Raw genomic sequence first — 17,550 nt, forward strand, 5'->3', positions numbered from 1 at the left:
AGGAAACCCATGGGGCTGACCAAGACCGCTCTGGCGACCGTGCTGGCCGCGAGCCTGCTGGCGGTGAGCCCGGCCGACGCCGCGCCCTGCCCGGACGTGCCGCCGCCCGCGTCAGGGCGGACGCTGACCGTCGGGCCCGGCGGGCAGTACGCGACCGTCCAGGCGGCGGCCGACGCCGCGCGGCCGGGCGACAACGTCAAGATCGCGGCCGGGACGTACACCGGCGGCTTGACGATCAAGAAGAGCGGCGCGCCGGGGAAGTACATCACCTTCTACGGCGACGGCGGGGCGGCCGTGATCACGGGCAAGAACGGTCTCGCGCTGAACGACCGGTCCTGGCTGCGGTTCACCAACGTCACGGTCGCCGGATCGAGCCGGTTCGGCGTTTACGCCTACCAGGCGCACGATCTCGTCTTCCACAAGTTCGGCATCGACGGGTCCCAGGACGGCGGGCTGGTGCTGCTCGACACCGCCAACGCCGTGATCGACGGCTGCGACATCCGCGGCACCAACGCGCGCGGGACGTCCGCCGACCACGAGGCGATGAGTCTCGGCGAGGGCTCGCGCGACATCGAGGTCAAGCACTGCCGGGTGCACGACAACGGCGAAGAGGGCATCGACGTCAAGTACACCGAGAACGCCCGGATCTCCATTCACGACAACGTTTCCTCGAACAACCGAGGACCGAACATCTACGTCGATTCCGCGTCGGGCGTGGAGATCTACAACAATGTCGCGAGCGGCACCAAGAACAACACCAAGGCCGGTATCGCGCTGGCCGTCGAGGACTATTCCGAAACGCGGAAACTCGACAACGTCAAGGTGTACAACAACGTTTCCTACGGCAACGCACAAGCGGGACTGAGCATTTGGGTCGAGTCCACCGGCGTGGTCTCGAACGTGCAGATCATCAACAACACGTTCTACGGGAACGCCCAGGGCGCGCTGTGGTTCGGCGGCGACGAATACGCGGGCGTGAACATCCTGCGCAACAACATCTACGCCGAGGGGAACTTCACGCACCCCGCGTTCACCAGTGACCACAATGTCGCGGGCGACCCCGGTTTCGTCGATCCGCGTGCCGGTGACTTCCACCTGAAGCCCGGTTCGGTCAAGGCCGTCGACAAGGGCTCCGCGACCGGAGCGCCCGCCTTCGACCTCGACAACCGGCCGCGCCCCGCCGGAGCGGGGCACGACATCGGCGCCTACGAGATGTAGCGGCGGCGGCCTGCCAGCGCGCCGAAGCTCATCTGCAGCACGAAGACACCCAGCACCATGGCGAACGGGATCGTCCAGCCGTGTGTGAGGTCGTGCAGCAGGCCGAACAGGAACGGGCCGAGCGCGGCGAGCAGGTAGCCGATGCCCTGCGCCATCCCGGACAGGCGGGCGGTGTCCTCGCCGGTGCGGGCGCGCAGGGCGATCACCGTCAGCGCGAGCGAGAAGACGCTCATGCCGATGCCGACCAGGATGCTCCAGAGCAGCGGCGAGTAGCCGGGCGCGACCATCAGGCCGACCATCCCGGCGAAGCCGAACAGGCCGAGCCCGACGATCCACAGGCTCTGGCTGCCCTGGCGCGCGGCCAGCGGCGGGATGGTCAGGCTGATCGGCACCGCGAGCACGGAGACCAGGCCGAGCAGGAACCCCGACTCGGTCTTGGACACGCCCGCGTCCATCAGCACCTCGGGCATCCAGCCCATCACGACGTAGGCCAGGAACGCCTGGAAACCGAAGAACAGGGTGACGATCCAGGCCAGGCGGTTGCGCAGCAGCGACTTGCCGGTGCCCGCCGGTCCGGCGGCGACCGCGTCGCCCTCGGTGCGCTTGCGGGCGGCGAAGAACCAGACGGCCAGCGCGATCACGCCGAGCACCGCCCAGCTGGCGAGCGCGGGACGCCAGCCGCCCAGCGCGTCGTCGATCGGCGGGGTGATGCCGGAGCCCAGCGCGCCGCCGAGCTGCAGGGCGGCGGTGTAGACACCGGTCATCACGCCGATGCGGGCCGGGAACGAGTCCTTGATCACGACCGGCACGAGCACGTTGGCCAGCGCGATGCCCGCGGTCGCGACGAGCGTCCCGCCGAGCACGACGTAAGGCCCGTCGAGCACGCGCAGGACGAGCCCGGCGCTCAGCACGGCGAGCGCGAGGCCGATGGCGGCGCCGATGCCGTAGCGGCGCGACAGCCACGGCGCGGCGAGCCCGGCGCCCGCGAAGCAGAGCCCAGGCAGCGTCGTGAGGATGCCTGCCCAGACCGCCGAAGCACCCAGCGAGCCCCGCATCTCGCCGAGCAGCGGGCCGACGCTGGTGATCGCCGGGCGGAGGTTCAAAGCGGTCAAAACGACCGCGAGGCCGAGAAGCAAGCCTCCGGCGAGCACGGTCCGGCGGCTGTCTGGGATCGGTTCTACAACGCCCTCGAGTTCGAGTTCGAGGCCACGAGAGGTGCTTGATTCCCAGGAGTACACGGTCACACCAGCCACTATGGCAGACATGGGATGATTGGACGATCAAATGTGACCGCACCATCATCCCGTCACATGGCCCTGGCGTCCACCGCTAACGTTGACCAGACTGTTCAGTTGCAGTCAGTGAACCGCTCACAAGGCGAGGAAGGGATTATCGCTGTGCCTCTGGCCACCACTCGACGGGCAGGCCTGGTAGACCAGGTCATCGAGCAACTGCGCGAAGCAGTAACCAAAGGAGAGTGGCCGATCGGGCAACGGATCCCCACCGAGCCCGAACTCGCTACCCAACTCGGCGTAGGACGCAACACGGTGCGTGAGGCCGTCCGCGCGCTCGCGCACAGCGGGCTGCTCGAAGTCCGCCAGGGCGACGGCACCTACGTGCGCGCCACGAGCGAGGTTTCCGGCGCCGTACGAAGATTGTGCGGCAGCGAACTCCGTGAGGTGCTGGAGGTCCGCCGGACACTCGAAGTCGAAGGCGCCCGCCTCGCCGCGTCGGCCCGCACCGACGAAGACGTCGCGAAACTGTTCAAACTTCTCGACCAGCGGGACATCGAGCAGTCCGAAGGCCGCTGGGACGATTTCGCCCGCACGGACGCGGAATTCCACCTCGCGGTCGTCAACAGCGGGCACAACACCCTGCTGACCGAGCTGTACCGCGGGCTCACCGAGGTGGTCACCGCCAGCGTCGCGGCGACGTCGAACAAGCACCCCGACGACGCGCAGGAGATCGAGCACCGCGGCCTCGCCAAGGCCATCGCCGACCAGGACCCCGACCGTGCCGCGGTCGAGGCCGTCGGCTTCCTCAACGAGCTGCTGGCGGGCATCGCCGAGTAAAAAAATCCCAATGTGGCTTTCGTCAGATTCGAGCTGACGAAAGCCACATTGGGATTTTTACCGGCTCAGGGCAGGGTCAGGATTTCGGCGCCGTCCTCGGTGACGAGGAGCGTGTGCTCGAACTGGGCGGTCCACTTCTTGTCCTTGGTGGTGACCGTCCAGTCGTCGTCCCAGATGTCGTAGTCGATCGTGCCGAGCGTGATCATCGGCTCGATCGTGAACGTCATCCCCTTTTCGATCACCGTGGTGACCGACGGCTCCTCGTAGTGCAGCACGGTGGGCGCCGTGTGGAACGCCGGGCCGACACCGTGGCCGGTGAAGTCGCGGACGACCCCGTACTCGAATCGCTTGGCGTAGGACTCGATGACCCGGCCGATCACGTTCAGCTGGCGGCCGGGACGCACGGCTTTGATCGCGCGCATGGTCGCCTCGTGGGTCCGCTCGACCAGCAGCCGGGCTTCTTCGGAAACATCGCCCGCGAGGAACGTCGCGTTGGTGTCGCCGTGCACGCCACCGATGAAGGCGGTGACGTCGATGTTGCAGATGTCGCCGTCCTCGATCACCGTCGAGTCGGGGATGCCGTGGCAGATGACCTCGTTGAGCGAGGTGCAGCACGACTTCGGGAAATGGCGGTACCCGAGCGTCGACGGGTAGGCGTGGTGGTCGAGCACGAACTCGTGGATCACCTTGTCGATGTCCTCGGTGGTCGCGCCCGGCTTGACGGCCTTGCCGCCCTCCTCCAGCGCCTGCGCGGCGATGCGGCTCGCGAGGCGCATCTTCTCGATCACCTCGGGCGTGCGCACGCCGTTGCCGGTGTCCCGTTTCGGCGCGGGCTTGTCCACGTACTCGGGACGGGCGATGCTGGCGGGAACGGCACGGCGCGGCGTCTGGACGCCGGGCTTCAACGGGGCACGAACGGACATGGCCTCCACCCTACGACCATCGGGTCAGCCGAGTCCCGCCAGGAAGCGGTGTGCGGCCTCCACGGCCGGTTTCGAGCTGCCCGCGTCGACCAGCAGCACGGCGAACGCCAGGTCACCGGCGTACCCGACGAACCACCCGTGTGAGTGGCTGCCGTCGCCGAACTGGGCCGTGCCGGTCTTGCCGCGGACGTCGGGCAGATCACGCAGCCCGGTCGCCGTGCCCTCGGTCACGACCGCGCGCATCATGCCGCGCAACGCGTCGAGCACGTCCGGCCGCAGCTGCTTGCCCAGGTTCTGGGTTCCGGTGGCGATGCCGCGCAGCAGCGTCGGGGTCGGCGTGCGGCCGGACTGGACGCTCGCCGCGACCAAGGCCATCCCGAACGGGCTCGCGACCACGGTCCCCTGGCCGAACCCGTTCTCCGCGCGCTGCACGACGTTGTCCGTGGCGGGCACCGAGCCGGTGACCGTGGTGAGCCCCGGCAGCGCGAAGTCGGCGCCCAGCCCCAAATCGCGGGCCGATTCGGTCAGCGCGGCGGGCGGGAGGTCGGCCGCGAGCCTGGCGAAGGTCGTGTTGCACGAGCGCGCGAACGCCTTCGTCAGCGGCACGGCGCCGAGCGAGAACTTGCCCTCGTTGGGCACCACGCGGCCGTCGAACGCGGTCGTGCCGGGGCAGTCGACGATGCTGTCCGAGCCGACCTTGCCCGCCGACATCGCGGCCGCGGCGGTCACGATCTTGAACGTCGAGCCCGGCGGGAACCGGCCGGTGAGCGCGAGCGGGCCCTGCTCGTCGGCCTTGTCGTTCTGCGCCACCGCGAGCAGCTCGCCGGTCGACGGCTGGATGGCGACCAGCGCGGCCGGTGTCTTCACCGAGTCGATCGCCTTCTCACCCGCCTCCTGCACCTTGCCGGACAGCGTGCTCGCGATCGCCGGCGCGGGTTCGGCCGGTTTCTCGTACAGCTCGGCGACGTCGATGCCCATCGAGCCGACGGTCATCACCCGCCAGCCCGCGTGCCCGGCGATCTGGTCCTCGACCATCGACCGGACGGCGGGCAGCACCTGCCTGCCGAAGTCGCGCTGGATGGGCAACAGCCGTTCCTGCTTGCTGAACTTCACCCCTGGCAGGTCGTAGATGACGGGTTTGACGCGCTGATAATCGCCTGCCCGCAACGAAACGACCGAGTAGGCCGCGGTGGAGTTCTGCGCCTTCAAGCCGTCCACAATGGACTTCTGGGTGACCGAGGGTTCGTACTTCGCCAGCGCGGCGGCGAGTTTGCCCGCCACCGGGCCGGGATCGGGCAGCTTCGGGTCCATCAGCACGCCGACCACGGTGCCCGGCTCGAGGATCGGCACGCCGTCACGGTCGAGCACGGCGGCCAGCGGCGGCGTGTCGACGCGCACGGCGAGCAGCTGCTGCGCGCCGAGCTTCGGGTGCAGCACGGTCGGCAGCCAGCGGATCTTCCAGTTGTCCTGCTCGGAGAACAGCTGCGCGCTCGCGTCGTACCGCCACTGCCTGCCGTGCCCGAGATTCCAGTCGTACCGGAACTTCGCGTCGGCCGTCGTCGAGCCCGCCGGGTCGTGCACCTCTTGGACCGAGGTCTGCAGCGACTGCGGGGTCAGCGCGCCTCTCGCCTGATCGAGCACGGCCTTCGCGGCGTCGGGAGAGTTGGTCAGCATCGCCGCGCGGGTGGTGTCACCCGAGGCGATCGCACCCAGGAAGTCGTTGAGGACGTCCTCGGGGCCTGGCGTGGACGAGCACGCCGTGAGCGAGGCGAGCAGAAGCCCGACGAGCAACAGTGGTCGAACCGGCATGCGCGGGATAATGCCTGTTCAGAGCGGTTGTCAAGAACCGCAACGCCGACTCAAAAGAGTACAGTCGCGTACTGACCGACCTGCTGGAAGCCGACCTTGCGATAAGCCGCGAGCGCCGCGGTGTTGTACGAGTTGACGTAGAGGCTCGCCGTCCGGCCGAGGCCGCGGACCAGCCTGCTGACCACCGCGCCGGTGCCCGCGGTGCCCAGCCCGTCGCCGCGGCGGTCCGGGTGCACCCAGACACCCTGGATCTGGCCGACCGTGCTCGACATCGCGCCGATCTCGGCCTTGAAGACGACTTCCTTGCCCTCGAACCTGGCGAACGCGCGGCCGCCCGCGATCAGTTCGGCGACCCTGGCCCGGTAGCTGACGCCGCCGTCGCCCGCGCGCGGGTCGACGCCGACCTCTTCGATGAACATGGCGATGGCCGCGGGCAGGTAGCGGTCCAGCTCGTCGGGCCTGACCGGGCGCACCAGCGGGTCGCTCGGCACGGCGGGCGGGCCGTCGAGCGCCATCAACGGCTGGTCGGCGCGGACCTCACGGGCCGGTCCCCACTCCGGGTTGAGCTCTTCCCACAGCCCGAGCACCTGCTCGGCCGGTCCGACCAGCGAGGAGCAGCTGCGCTGGCGGCGCAGCGCGCGGTCGGCGAAGGAACGCAGCGCGGAGGCGTTGCCGCGCAGCGGGATGAGGTTCGGCCCGGAAAAGCAAAGTCCCTGGATACGGCCCGCTTTGATCGGGCGCGAGTCGGCTGCCCACAGCTCACCGCCGAGGCGCCATGGGTCCAGACCGGCAACCTCGACCCGGGCGCTGACCATGCAGCTACCCACGGGGTCGGCGGAGAGCGCGGCACGGACCGCCGGAAAGTCCCGATCATCGAGCAGCCGCGCACCTGCAAGCCGCAACACGTTCACCAGAGTGCCAGATGAACGCCGTCAACGGAACGCGAGGGCCCCGACACGCTGTGGCGAACTTTTCCGCTAGGTCGTGTTTCTCGGATCAGGTGCGTGAGAGTCGTGATCCAGGTTGTTCCTGGCGGTGCCGCGGCATCGCCCTCGTACCGGGTCGTACTCGGGTGATGCCGCGGTGCCGCCAGGGACGACCTGGGCGCGGCTATCGCGTGCCCGATCCGAGAAACACGACCTAAACCCGGATGACAAAGCGTGACGACCCCGCCAAGGTCGAAGTATGCGAACTCCTGGGGTTGTGAGTAAGCGAATCAGACGAACGCTGACACTGGCGCTGGCCTTCGTGGCCGTGGGCGCCCTGACCGATTCCGCGGCCGCGTCCGGCCGCGACCTCGTCCGCACCGACGCGGGCGCCGTCCGGGGCACGGTGACCGCCGAGCACCGGACGTTCCAAGGAATCCCGTTCGCCGCGCCACCGGTCGGCGAACTGCGCTGGAAGGCGCCGCAGCCCGCGCGGCCGTGGACCGGCGTGCGCGACGCGACCAAGCCGGGCGAGCGCTGCGCGCAGGCCCCGTCGGTCGTCGCCGCGGACAGCGAGAGCGAGGACTGCCTCTATCTGAACGTCACCACGCCCGCCAAACCGTCGTACCGGCCGCGGCCGGTCATGGTCTGGGTGCACGGCGGCGGATTCACCGCGGGCTCGGGCAGTGACTACGACGTGCGGCGGCTGGCTTCGGGCGGCGACGCGGTCGTCGTCACGGTGAACTACCGGCTGGGCGCGTTCGGCTTCCTCGGCTACCCGGGGCTCGCCGACTCGGGCGTCTTCGGCATCGAGGACCAGCAGGCCGCCCTGCGCTGGGTCAAGCGCAACGCCGCCGCGTTCGGCGGCGACGCGCACAACGTGACCCTGTTCGGCGAATCAGCGGGCGGGTTCAGCGTCTGCTCGCATCTCGCGTCGCCGCTGTCGGCCGGCCTGTTCGACCGGGCGATCATCCAGAGCGGGCCGTGCACGCTGTCGTGGCCGGACGGCGGGTTCTTCCCCGGCGTGCCGGCGGGCTCGCCGTTCACCTCGCTTTCGGCCGCCGAGCAGCAAGGCACGGCGATCGGCGCCGGCCTCGGCTGCACGGACCTGGCCTGCCTGCGCGGGCTGCCGGTGAAGGCGCTGCTGCCGTTGCCGATCAGCTCACCCGCCTACGACACCAGGGTGCTGCCGCTGAGCCCGGCGCAGGCGGTGCGGGAGGGCCGGTTCAACCGGGTGCCGACGATCGCGGGCACCACCCGCGACGAGGCCAGGCTGTTCGTCGCGCTGTTCCCCGACCAGCCGATGACCGAGCAGCGCTACCAGGAACTCCTGCGCACCGCGTTCGGCGCCAAGGCCCCACAGGTCGCGGCGAAGTACCCGAGCTCGGCGCACGGCTCACCGGCGATGGCGTTCGCCGACGCGATGACCGACCGGATCTGGTCCTGCGGCCAGGTCGAGACCGGCCGCCTGCTCGCCGCGCGCACACGGACGTTCGCCTACGAGTTCGCCGACCGCGACGCGCCCGCGCTCCTGCCGTTCCCGCCGGACATCAAGCCGGGCGCGGCACACGGGTCGGAACTGCCGTACCTGTCGGATCTGGTCGGTCCGTCGATCAAGCTGACGCCCGAGCAGCAACGCCTTTCGGCGCAGATGATCGGGTACTGGACGCGGTTCGCCCGCGTCGGCGACCCCGGACCTCAGTGGCACTCGGGCGTGCTCTCGCTCGCGCCCGGCGCGGTGCGGCCCGTCGACCTGGCGGCCGAGCACAACTGCGGCTTCTGGGCAGGCATCTAAACCCGGGATAAAGCGGGCTTAACTCCGCGATGTTTAGCGGGCTTTATCCCAGGGAGTAAAGCCCGCTTTATCCCGGTCTACGCGGCGCCTTTGTAGGTGCCGAAGGTCCAGAGGTTGCCCTCGGTGTCGCGGGCGGTGAAGGCGCGTGAGCCGTAGTCGGTGTCGGCGATGGGGTCGGCGATCTCGGCGCCTGCCTGTACGCGCTCGTAGACCGCGTCGACGTCGGAAACCACCACGTACACGGCGTTTCCGCCAGCCTTGATCTCGCCGTGGACGCCGGCGCAGTAGGCGGTGCCGCTGAACATCACGCCGCCACCGCCGGGCCAGCGGATCTCGGCGTGCACGATGTCGCCGTTTTCTCCCGGCACCACAAGGGTTTCCGAGAACCCGAAGACGCCGGTCAGGAATTTCAATGCCGCGGGCGCGTCGTCGTAGCGCAGTGCGGGCCAGATCTCGTTCATGGCTCAAGTGTCGAGCGCGAAGACGTCCGAGTCTTGGAGAAACGGGAGCTCTTCGAGTATCCAGGTCCGCGGTGAGCAGCCGGCCAGCGCGCGCCATTCGTTCGACAGGTGCGCCTGGTCGTAGTACCCGCATTCGACGGCGAGCGAGGCCAGATCCAGCCGGCCGCCGCGCAGTTTCCCAGCGGCGCGCTCGAAGCGCAGCACCCTCGCCGCTTGTTTGGGTGAGAGCCCGACCTCGGCGCGGAAGCGTTCGCCGAAGTGGCGGCGGCTCCAGCCGATCTCGTCGGCCAGTGAGGTCACGCGCAGTCGGCCGCCGGCGCCGATCATGGACTGCCACGCCCAGCCGACCTCGCGTGAGATGTCGACCGAGGCGACCGAACGCGTCAGCACGGTGTCCAAAATGGAGAATCGGGACGCCCAGTCCGGCGCGGACCGGAGCCGGTCCGGCAGTGAACCCAGCGCGAACTGTTCGAGCTCGACGACCTCGCCGGCCAGTGAGGCCGCCGAGACGCCGAGCAGCGCGCGCACGCCGAGCGGGTTCAGCTCCAGGTGGATGCCCGACTGGAAGCGGTCCTGGGCGATCAGCGCCGGGCCGACGTGCATGCCGCCGACCATGCCCTGGGTGCTCAGCGCGCCGAAGCCCGCGCCTTCGAGGAGCCGGATCGGCTCCGCCAGGCTGATGATCATGGTCACGTACCGCGACGGAAGTCCCCGATGGACCTCGGGGGTGACGCTCTCCTGGGTGTATCCGACGTACCGCGCGACGAGGTGCCGCACCGCCGGGTGCGGCAGTCCCACAGCCCATTCGACTGACACCTGACCAGCCTAAACCTGCCGACCGACAGTTACCTGCTCCCCGGGATAAAGCGGGCTTTACTCCGCGAAGAAAAGCGGGCTTTACTCCGGGGAGTAAAGCCCGCTTTATCCCGGGTCTGGCACTCAGCCGACCGTGACGGTGGGCTCGCCTTCGCCGATGGACTCGCCTGCTTCTTCGGCGATGCGCATGGCTTCTTCGATGAGGGTCTCGACGATCGCGTGTTCGGGCACGGTCTTGATGACCTCGCCCTTGACGAAGATCTGGCCCTTGCCGTTGCCGGAGGCGACGCCGAGGTCGGCTTCGCGGGCCTCGCCGGGGCCGTTGACGACGCAGCCCATGACCGCGACGCGCAGCGGGATCTCCATGCCCTCCAGACCGGCGGTGACCTGCTCGGCGAGGGTGTAGACGTCGACCTGCGCGCGACCGCAGGACGGGCACGACACGATCTCCAGCTTGCGCTGCTTGAGGTTCAGCGACTGCAGGATCTGGATCCCGACCTTGACCTCTTCCACCGGCGGCGCCGACAGCGACACCCGGATCGTGTCCCCGATGCCTTGCCGCAGCAGCGCACCGAACGCCACCGCCGACTTGATGGTGCCCTGGAACGCCGGACCGGCCTCGGTCACGCCGAGGTGCAGCGGGTAGTCGCACTGCTCGGCCAGCAGCTCGTACGCCCGGACCATGACGACCGGGTCGTTGTGCTTGACCGAGATCTTGATGTCGTGGAAGTCGTGCTCGGCGAACAGCGACGCCTCCCACATGGCCGACTCCGCCAGCGCCTCGGGCGTGGCTTTGCCGTACTTCTCCAGCAGCCGCTTGTCCAAGGACCCGGCGTTGACGCCGATCCGGATCGGCGTGCCGTGGTCCTTCGCCGCGCGGGCGATCTCCTTGACCTGGTCGTCGAACTTGCGGATGTTGCCAGGGTTCACCCGGACCGCCGCGCAGCCCGCTTCGATCGCCGCGAACACGTACTTCGGCTGGAAGTGGATGTCCGCGATCACCGGGATCTGCGACTTCTTCGCGATCGCCGACAACGCCTCCGCGTCGTCAGCCGACGGGCACGCCACCCGCACGATGTCACATCCGGCGGCCGTCAGCTCGGCGATCTGCTGCAGCGTCGCGTTCACGTCGGAGGTCAGGGTGGTGGTCATCGACTGCACCGAAATCGGGTGCTCACTGCCCACGCCGACTGAGCCCACCTGCAGCTGGCGGGTCTTGCGTCGGTCGGACAGGACAGGTGGTGGCAGGGCCGGCATTCCTAGTGCGACAGTCACCCTGTCAGGGTACCTACGGCAGGTGGATGGGGTTCACGATGTCAGCCGTTACGGTGAGTAGCGTGACTGCTGCTCCCAAGAAGACGAGCACCATCGTGACCGAGGACAACTTGGTGTAGTCGACCGGTCCGCCCGCGACCTTGCCGCGAGCCTTGCGGAGCAGGTCGCGGACACGCTCGTACCAGGTCACCGCGATGTGCCCGCCGTCGAGCGGCAGCAGCGGGAGCAGGTTGAACACGCCGATGAAGAAGTTCAGCGTCGCCAGCAGGTAGACGAAGATCTCCCACAGGCCGCGGTCGACGGCCTCGCCGCCGATGATGCTCGCGCCGACCACGCTGACCGGGGTGTTCGGGTCGCGCTCGCCGCCGAAGATGGCGTTCCACACGGCCGGGATGCGCGACGGGAACTCGATCAGCCGCTGGAAGGTCTGGTCGAACATCACCCCGGTGTGGTGGATCGCACCGCCGATGCCGTCGATCGGGCCGTAGGTCAGCGGCGCGGGCACCGCGTTAGACCTGGCCGCGCCGATCATGCCGAAGGTCTTGACGCTGCCGTCGGTCTGCAGCCGCGCGATCGCGGGCACGTCGATGGTCAGGTTGACCGGCTGGCCGCCACGCTGGACCACGAACTGAGTGGGCCCCGAAGACACCTGGATGAGCTTGACGGCCTCTTCCCAGGTCTTGGTCGGCTTGCCGTTGATGGAGTCGATCCGGTCGCCGGGCAGCATGCCGCCCGCCTTGGCGGGCGCGAGGTCACCGGGCTGGCAAAGCACCTGCTTCTTCTGCTGGTCGACCTCGGCCTGGGTGGTCGCGGGACGGACGCAGGCGGAGATGCTGGAGACGGTCGCGTCGGGCTGCTTCTGCGCGGCCTCGATGTCCGGCAGGCCCATGGTGACGCCCATGATGTAGAGCACGAGGAAGCCGAGGATGAAGTGCGCGGCCGAGCCCGCCGAAAGCACCACGGTGCGCTTCCAGGTCGGGAACCGCCACATCGCGCGCTTGGACTCTTCAGGAGTGACCTCGTCGAGCGCGGTCATGCCCGCGATGTCGCAGAAGCCGCCGAGCGGGATCCACTTGAGGCCGTACTCGGTCTCGCCGCGCTTGAACGAGAACACCGTCGGCCCGAAGCCGATGAAGTAGCGGCGCACCTTCATGCCGAAGGCCTTCGCCGTCAGCATGTGGCCCGCTTCGTGCAGTGCGACCGAGACGCAGATACCCAGCGCGAAAAGGATCGCACCCAAGACGATGACCACGCGCTACTTCCTCCCAGACATCGCTTCGGCAGCGCGGGTCCGTGCCCACTGCTCCGCCGCGAGTACATCGTCCACGTCGCGCGGTTCGCGACGCCATTCGTCGGCGGCTGCCACCACCTGGGAAACAGTGTCCACTATCGACGTGAAGCTGGTGTTCTGCGCGAGGAAGGCGTCGACCATCACCTCGTTCGCCGCGTTGTAGACGGCGGGCAGGCAGCCACCGGCGCTGACCGCGTGCCTGGCCAGGTCGACGGCGGGGAACGCCACGTTGTCGAGCGGCTCGAAGGTCCACGCGGTGGCCCGATCCCAGGTGCAGGCGGGTGCGGCGGCGGGCACCCGGTTCGGCCAGTTCATCGCGAGCGCGATCGGCAGGCGCATGTCCGGCGGGCTGGCCTGGGCCAGTGTCGAGCCGTCGACGAAGGTCACCATCGAGTGAATGACGGACTGCGGGTGCACGACCACGTCGATGCGCTCGGCCTCGATGCCGAACAGCAGGGTCGCCTCGATCAGCTCCAGGCCCTTGTTCATCAGCGTGGCCGAGTTGATCGTCACGACCGGGCCCATCGACCAGGTCGGGTGCTTGAGCGCGCCTTCCAGCGTGACGTCGGCGAGCTCGGCGCGGGTGCGGCCGTGGAACGGGCCGCCGGACGCGGTCAGGACCAGCCGGTCGACCTCCTCCGCGCGGCCGCCGCGCAGCGCCTGAGCCATCGCCGAGTGCTCGGAGTCGACCGGCACGAGCTGGCCGGGCTTGGCCCGCGACAGGACCAGCGGACCACCCGCGACCAGCGATTCCTTGTTCGCGAGCGCCAGCGTGGCGCCTGTGGACAGCGCGCGCAGCGTCGGCTCCAGGCCCTGCGAGCCCGGCATGCCGTTGAGCACGACGTCCACCGGGACGGAGTCGATGAGCTCCAGCACCGCGCTGGGGCCGGCGAGGATGCGCGGGATGCGGAAGTCGCCCTGCGCGTAGCCGCGGCGCTGGGCCTCGGCGTACAGCGCGAGCTGCAGATCTTCCGCCGCCGTCGCCTTGATCACCGCGACGGCCTCGACCTGGTGCGCGAGCGCTTGCGCGGCCAGCGCGGCCGGGTCGGAGCCGCCCGCCGCGATGCCCGCGATCCGGAACAGGTCCGGGTTGCGGGCGGCGACGTCGAGCGCCTGGGTACCGATCGAGCCGGTCGAACCGAGGACGAGCACACTGCGCGAAGTAGTCATCGTGACCGATTGTCTCGCGGGGCCTTCGACGGCCGCTCGCGAGGTGTGGAAAGATTCGCCGCGTCAGCAAGCACAGCGCGGGCAAGGAGAGATCGTGGCGAGCAAGGCGGTCGAGAAGCGGGCTTCGAACCAGGTGGACCCGCGTGACGAGCCGTCGGCCGAATGGGGCTGGCACGGGTCGTTCCCGCTGGCCACCCGCATCGCCGGCTGGGCCAGCGCGGTGATCCTGCTGATCATGCTGCACGGCAACCACAAGGGCGCGACCGAGGACCTCTGGCTGGTCGGCCTGAGCCTGTTCCTCGTGCTCATGCTGGTGCTGGACATCCGCAAGCAGCGCACCGCGTGGCGTAAGTAACACTCAGACACGACACCGGGGGCGCCGCGATGTTCGCGGCGCCCCCGGTGCTGTCTATCCGGTCACGAGATGGCCTTGTAGCCGGCCCACTGGCCACCGGTCGGCCACATCGGGCCACCCCAGCCGACCGAGCCCGCGCCGTTCCCCGGGAACAGGATCAGGTTGTCACCCGGGTCGAGCGCCGCGATGTCGCTACGGCCGTCGCCGTTGTAGTCGGCCGCGGTGATCTGCTTGTAGCCCGCCCACTGGCCACCGGTCGGCCACATCGGGCCACCCCAGCCCACGGCACCCGCGCCGTTCCCCGGGAACAGGATCAGGTTGTCACCCGGGTCCAGCGCCGCGATGTCGCTACGGCCGTCACCGTTGAAGTCACCGGACGTGATCTTCTTGTACCCGGCCCACTGACCACCGGTCGGCCACATCGGACCACCCCAGGTCACCGCACCCGCGCCATTGCCAGGGAACAGGATCAGGTTGTCACCCGGGTCCAGCGCGGCGATGTCCGTGCGGCCGTCACCGTTGAAATCGCCGGACGTGATCTTCTTGTACCCAGCCCACTGACCACCGGTCGGCCACATCGGACCACCCCAGCCCACCGCTCCCGCGCCGTTGCCGGGGAAGAAGATGAGGTTGTCGCCGGGGTCGATGGCGGCCACGTCGGATTTGCCGTCACCGTTGAAATCGCCCGTGGTGAACTGCTTGTACCCGGCCCACTGACCACCCGTCGGCCACATCGGGCCACCCCAGCCCACGGCACCCGCGCCGTTGCCGCTGAACAGGATCAGGTTGTCGCCCGGGTCGAGCGCGGCGATGTCCGCGAGGCCGTTGCCGTTGAAGTCCTTGGCGCTCCCGCCGCCTGCCGAGTTCCAGGCCGCCGCGGCCACGACGCCCGCTTGGTCGACGTACCGGCGGTAGTTCGAGCCGTCCGGGGTGCCGGACTTCTGGATCTTCTGGCAGATGGCTGCGATGTCGCCGCTGCCCCAGGACCCGTTGGGGTAGTTGTTGAGCATGGCGTTGAGGAAGGCGTTCGTCGCGTAGACCGGGTCGACGAGCTGGGCGGGCGTGCCCCAGCCCATGCTCGGCCGCTGCTGGAACAGGCCGAGGCTGTCCGCGTCGACGGCCTGGTTGTAGTTGTGCAAAGTGGACTCGTCCATCGCGGTGGTGATGGCGATCTGCGCGGCGCGCTGGTTGAGACCGCGGGCCTTGACCTGGTTGACGATGGCCCTGGCACACGAGGCGTTGTACGCGGTGACCCAGCTGACCTGCCCGTGCACCTGGTTCGCGAGCGCGGTGTCCGCGGCCGTCACGCCCGCCGGGCTGCATGGGAGCTGGCTGATGCTCGCCGCCATCGCGGACGGCACCTCGGCCGAAGCGGTGCCGGTCATGGTCACGGTTCCGGCCAGTGCCAGCGAGACGAGCACGCCCGCGGCTCTGAGCAAGGGGTTGGTCTTCATGGCTTTTCCTCCGGTGATGGTCACGAGATCGCCTTGTAGCCGGCCCACTGGCCGCCGGTCGGCCACATCGGGCCACCCCAGCCGACCGAGCCGGAACCGTTGCCGGGGAACAGGATCAGGTTGTCGCCGGGATCGAGCGCGGCGATGTCGGCGCGGCCGTCGCCGTTGTAGTCGGCCGCGGTGATCTGCTTGTAGCCCGCCCACTGGCCACCGGTCGGCCACATCGGGCCACCCCAGCCCACGGCACCCGCGCCGTTCCCCGGGAACAGGATCAGGTTGTCACCCGGGTCCAGCGCCGCGATGTCGCTACGGCCGTCACCGTTGAAGTCACCGGACGTGATCTTCTTGTACCCGGCCCACTGACCACCGGTCGGCCACATCGGACCACCCCAGGTCACCGCACCCGCGCCATTGCCAGGGAACAGGATCAGGTTGTCACCCGGGTCCAGCGCGGCGATGTCCGTGCGGCCGTCACCGTTGAAATCGCCGGACGTGATCTTCTTGTACCCAGCCCACTGACCACCGGTCGGCCACATCGGACCACCCCAGCCCACCGCTCCCGCGCCGTTGCCGGGGAAGAAGATGAGGTTGTCGCCGGGGTCGATGGCGGCCACGTCGGATTTGCCGTCACCGTTGAAATCGCCCGTGGTGAACTGCTTGTACCCGGCCCACTGACCACCCGTCGGCCACATCGGGCCACCCCAGCCCACGGCACCCGCGCCGTTGCCGCTGAACAGGATCAGGTTGTCGCCCGGGTCCAGCGCGGCGATGTCCGCGAGGCCGTTGCCGTTGAAGTCCTTGGCGGCGTTGGAACCGCCGTCGGTGATGCCGCTGTAGCGCAGCGGGCGGTAGCCGCCGTTGGTGAGCTTGGCGCGGGAGTACTGGCTCGCGATGGCGCCGGGGTCCGGCCCGTCGACGCCGGTGTACGAGGTCTCCTCGTAGACGTTCGCGACCGCGTGGCTCCCGTCGGTCCAGCTTCGGAACAGCACGACGTGGCCGCCGCCGACGCTGTCGATGGCGTCACCGGGCTTGAGGTCGTCGAGGCTGCCGAGCCAGCTGCCGTAGTTCGGCAGGGAAACCGTGGTGGGCGAGGACATCCCGGACGGCGAGAGCCCCCAGGCCATCGAGACGAAACCGGAGCAGTCCTTGCGATAGGTGCCGTACTGGTTGCCGTATTGGCCGTGCTGCGTGTACTTGACGTTGACGTCGACCCAGCTCTTGGCTCTCAGCAGCACCTGGTCGCGGCTGATCGTCGCACTGGCCTGGACGTCCGCGGCCGAGACGGACCTCGTGCCGACCCCCGGCTGCTCGGGGAAGGCGGCAGGCGTGTCGGCGAAGCCGGGCGGCGGGGCCGGGACAGCGGCGATGGCAGGCGAGCCGAAGCCTAGTACGCAGGCCGCGGTCACCGCGGCCAGAATTGTCTTCTTGAGATTCATTTTCCCTCATCAGATGATATGCAGGTATCGGAAGGGCAGATAAAGAGCGGATTCTTTTTCATACGGATAACGGATGATCCGGCGCACGGTGCCGATGCCACCCGCTTGTTCACATCCCCAGTAGTGGTCGTCGTTCACCCATTCTTCGAACAGGGTCACGTGCCGGGTGAGATTCGTGCCCTCGGCCCGAAGCAGCACGTCTCCCGGTAGCAGTTCCGGCTTGCCGATGGCGAATCCGGACGCCGCGAGCCCGCGCGTGTCGAGCCCGCCATGCCGGTTCGGCGGCTTTCCGGGTATTCCCCAGGCCATCGAGATGTAGCCGGAACAATCGGTCCGGTAGATCCCGTACTCGTTCTCGTGAAAACCGGACTGATCGTAGGGAACGGCAGGTTCGAGCCAGCTTCGCGCCCGCCGGATGATGTGTTCCCTGGTGGTCGCCGCGCCGAGCCGAAGATGCGGCTTGTCCACCTCGGGAGCGACCATTTTCGCTTTCCTTTTCCGTTGCCGTCTCGCTGACAAGGAAAAGAATCGCGGCTGTGCCTGTAAGAA

At 68.8% G+C, this 17,550-nt stretch carries 16 protein-coding genes; 4 read left to right on the plus strand and 12 right to left on the minus strand.

Annotation, left to right across the window (positions count from 1 at the left end; all coding sequences use genetic code 11):
- Positions 1–9: 9 nt before the first annotated feature.
- On the plus strand, positions 10–1,218 hold the full coding sequence (locus AB5J62_RS30250; RefSeq protein WP_370943361.1) for a right-handed parallel beta-helix repeat-containing protein: 1,209 nt from the start codon (positions 10–12) through the stop codon (positions 1,216–1,218).
- Here AB5J62_RS30250 and AB5J62_RS30255 read toward each other — a convergent pair.
- On the minus strand, positions 1,206–2,483 hold the full coding sequence (locus AB5J62_RS30255; protein WP_370943362.1) for a CynX/NimT family MFS transporter: 1,278 nt from the start codon (positions 2,481–2,483) through the stop codon (positions 1,206–1,208). The two genes, AB5J62_RS30250 and AB5J62_RS30255, sit on opposite strands and share 13 nt — an antisense overlap.
- Positions 2,484–2,615: 132 nt before the next feature.
- Between AB5J62_RS30255 and AB5J62_RS30260 the strand changes: the two genes are divergently transcribed.
- Entirely contained in the window at positions 2,616–3,290 is a 675-nt protein-coding gene (locus tag AB5J62_RS30260; protein ID WP_370943363.1) for a FadR/GntR family transcriptional regulator, read from the plus strand.
- Positions 3,291–3,355: 65 nt separating this feature from the next.
- Here the strand turns inward: AB5J62_RS30260 and map are convergent, their stop codons facing one another.
- The 3 genes from map to AB5J62_RS30275 are packed head-to-tail and all read right to left on the minus strand — an operon-like array spanning position 3,356 to position 6,927.
- A complete protein-coding gene (gene map, locus AB5J62_RS30265; protein ID WP_370943364.1) occupies positions 3,356–4,213 on the minus strand; it encodes a type I methionyl aminopeptidase in 858 nt (285 codons plus the stop codon).
- Positions 4,214–4,237: 24 nt separating this feature from the next.
- Positions 4,238–6,022, minus strand: a complete 1,785-nt coding sequence (locus AB5J62_RS30270; RefSeq protein ID WP_370943365.1) for a penicillin-binding transpeptidase domain-containing protein — start codon at positions 6,020–6,022, stop codon at positions 4,238–4,240.
- Between the two features lie 50 nt (positions 6,023–6,072).
- Positions 6,073–6,927 (minus strand): GNAT family N-acetyltransferase, encoded by an 855-nt coding sequence (locus AB5J62_RS30275; RefSeq protein WP_370943366.1) that lies wholly within the window; start codon positions 6,925–6,927, stop codon positions 6,073–6,075.
- A gap of 298 nt (positions 6,928–7,225) precedes the next feature.
- On the opposite strand from AB5J62_RS30275, the gene AB5J62_RS30280 reads away from it, so the two are divergent.
- The gene (locus tag AB5J62_RS30280; RefSeq protein WP_370943367.1) at positions 7,226–8,743 is read left to right on the plus strand and encodes a carboxylesterase/lipase family protein; all 1,518 of its coding nucleotides are present in this window, start codon (positions 7,226–7,228) and stop codon (positions 8,741–8,743) included.
- Between the two features lie 77 nt (positions 8,744–8,820).
- Here AB5J62_RS30280 and AB5J62_RS30285 read toward each other — a convergent pair whose 3' ends face one another.
- The 5 genes from AB5J62_RS30285 to dxr form a co-directional block, all read right to left on the minus strand.
- Positions 8,821–9,204, minus strand: coding sequence for a VOC family protein (locus AB5J62_RS30285; RefSeq protein WP_370943368.1), 384 nt, complete (start codon positions 9,202–9,204; stop codon positions 8,821–8,823).
- A 3-nt stretch (positions 9,205–9,207) separates the two neighbouring features.
- Entirely contained in the window at positions 9,208–10,020 is an 813-nt protein-coding gene (locus AB5J62_RS30290) for a helix-turn-helix domain-containing protein (protein ID WP_370943369.1), read from the minus strand.
- Between the two features lie 123 nt (positions 10,021–10,143).
- The gene (gene ispG / locus AB5J62_RS30295; RefSeq protein WP_370943370.1) at positions 10,144–11,295 is read right to left on the minus strand and encodes a flavodoxin-dependent (E)-4-hydroxy-3-methylbut-2-enyl-diphosphate synthase; all 1,152 of its coding nucleotides are present in this window, start codon (positions 11,293–11,295) and stop codon (positions 10,144–10,146) included.
- Between the two features lie 13 nt (positions 11,296–11,308).
- A complete protein-coding gene (locus AB5J62_RS30300; protein WP_370943371.1) occupies positions 11,309–12,547 on the minus strand; it encodes an RIP metalloprotease in 1,239 nt (412 codons plus the stop codon).
- A gap of 3 nt (positions 12,548–12,550) precedes the next feature.
- Positions 12,551–13,756 (minus strand): 1-deoxy-D-xylulose-5-phosphate reductoisomerase, encoded by a 1,206-nt coding sequence (gene dxr, locus AB5J62_RS30305; protein ID WP_370943372.1) that lies wholly within the window; start codon positions 13,754–13,756, stop codon positions 12,551–12,553.
- A gap of 94 nt (positions 13,757–13,850) precedes the next feature.
- Here dxr and AB5J62_RS30310 point away from each other — a divergent pair, with 94 nt between their 5' ends.
- Positions 13,851–14,111 (plus strand): DUF2631 domain-containing protein, encoded by a 261-nt coding sequence (locus AB5J62_RS30310; protein WP_370943373.1) that lies wholly within the window; start codon positions 13,851–13,853, stop codon positions 14,109–14,111.
- 62 nt (positions 14,112–14,173) lie between these two features.
- Here the strand turns inward: AB5J62_RS30310 and AB5J62_RS30315 are convergent, their stop codons facing one another.
- Genes AB5J62_RS30315 through AB5J62_RS30325 form a run of 3 tightly spaced genes read right to left on the minus strand, consistent with a single transcriptional unit; the run spans position 14,174 to position 17,484 of the window.
- Complete coding sequence (locus AB5J62_RS30315; protein ID WP_370943374.1) at positions 14,174–15,565, minus strand: FG-GAP repeat domain-containing protein; 1,392 nt, start codon at positions 15,563–15,565, stop codon at positions 14,174–14,176.
- Positions 15,566–15,585: 20 nt separating this feature from the next.
- Positions 15,586–17,001, minus strand: a complete 1,416-nt coding sequence (locus AB5J62_RS30320; RefSeq protein WP_370943375.1) for an FG-GAP repeat domain-containing protein — start codon at positions 16,999–17,001, stop codon at positions 15,586–15,588.
- Between the two features lie 9 nt (positions 17,002–17,010).
- The gene (locus AB5J62_RS30325) at positions 17,011–17,484 is read right to left on the minus strand and encodes a hypothetical protein (RefSeq protein WP_370943376.1); all 474 of its coding nucleotides are present in this window, start codon (positions 17,482–17,484) and stop codon (positions 17,011–17,013) included.
- Between the last annotated feature and the right edge of the window lie 66 nt (positions 17,485–17,550).

The organism is Amycolatopsis sp. cg5, from assembly GCF_041346955.1.
GTDB lineage: Bacteria > Actinomycetota > Actinomycetes > Mycobacteriales > Pseudonocardiaceae > Amycolatopsis.

Excerpts from the sequence above, each read along its gene's own strand:
- AB5J62_RS30250 (WP_370943361.1), top strand. The coding sequence starts at position 10 with ATGGGGCTGACCAAGACCGCTCTGGCGACCGTGCTGGCCGCGAGCCTG.
- AB5J62_RS30255 (WP_370943362.1), bottom strand. The coding sequence starts at position 2,483 with ATGTCTGCCATAGTGGCTGGTGTGACCGTGTACTCCTGGGAATCAAGC.
- map (WP_370943364.1), bottom strand. The coding sequence starts at position 4,213 with ATGTCCGTTCGTGCCCCGTTGAAGCCCGGCGTCCAGACGCCGCGCCGT.
- AB5J62_RS30270 (WP_370943365.1), bottom strand. The coding sequence starts at position 6,022 with ATGCCGGTTCGACCACTGTTGCTCGTCGGGCTTCTGCTCGCCTCGCTC.
- AB5J62_RS30285 (WP_370943368.1), bottom strand. The coding sequence starts at position 9,204 with ATGAACGAGATCTGGCCCGCACTGCGCTACGACGACGCGCCCGCGGCA.
- dxr (WP_370943372.1), bottom strand. The coding sequence starts at position 13,756 with ATGACTACTTCGCGCAGTGTGCTCGTCCTCGGTTCGACCGGCTCGATC.
- AB5J62_RS30315 (WP_370943374.1), bottom strand. The coding sequence starts at position 15,565 with ATGAAGACCAACCCCTTGCTCAGAGCCGCGGGCGTGCTCGTCTCGCTG.
- AB5J62_RS30320 (WP_370943375.1), bottom strand. The coding sequence starts at position 17,001 with ATGAATCTCAAGAAGACAATTCTGGCCGCGGTGACCGCGGCCTGCGTA.
- AB5J62_RS30325 (WP_370943376.1), bottom strand. The coding sequence starts at position 17,484 with ATGGTCGCTCCCGAGGTGGACAAGCCGCATCTTCGGCTCGGCGCGGCG.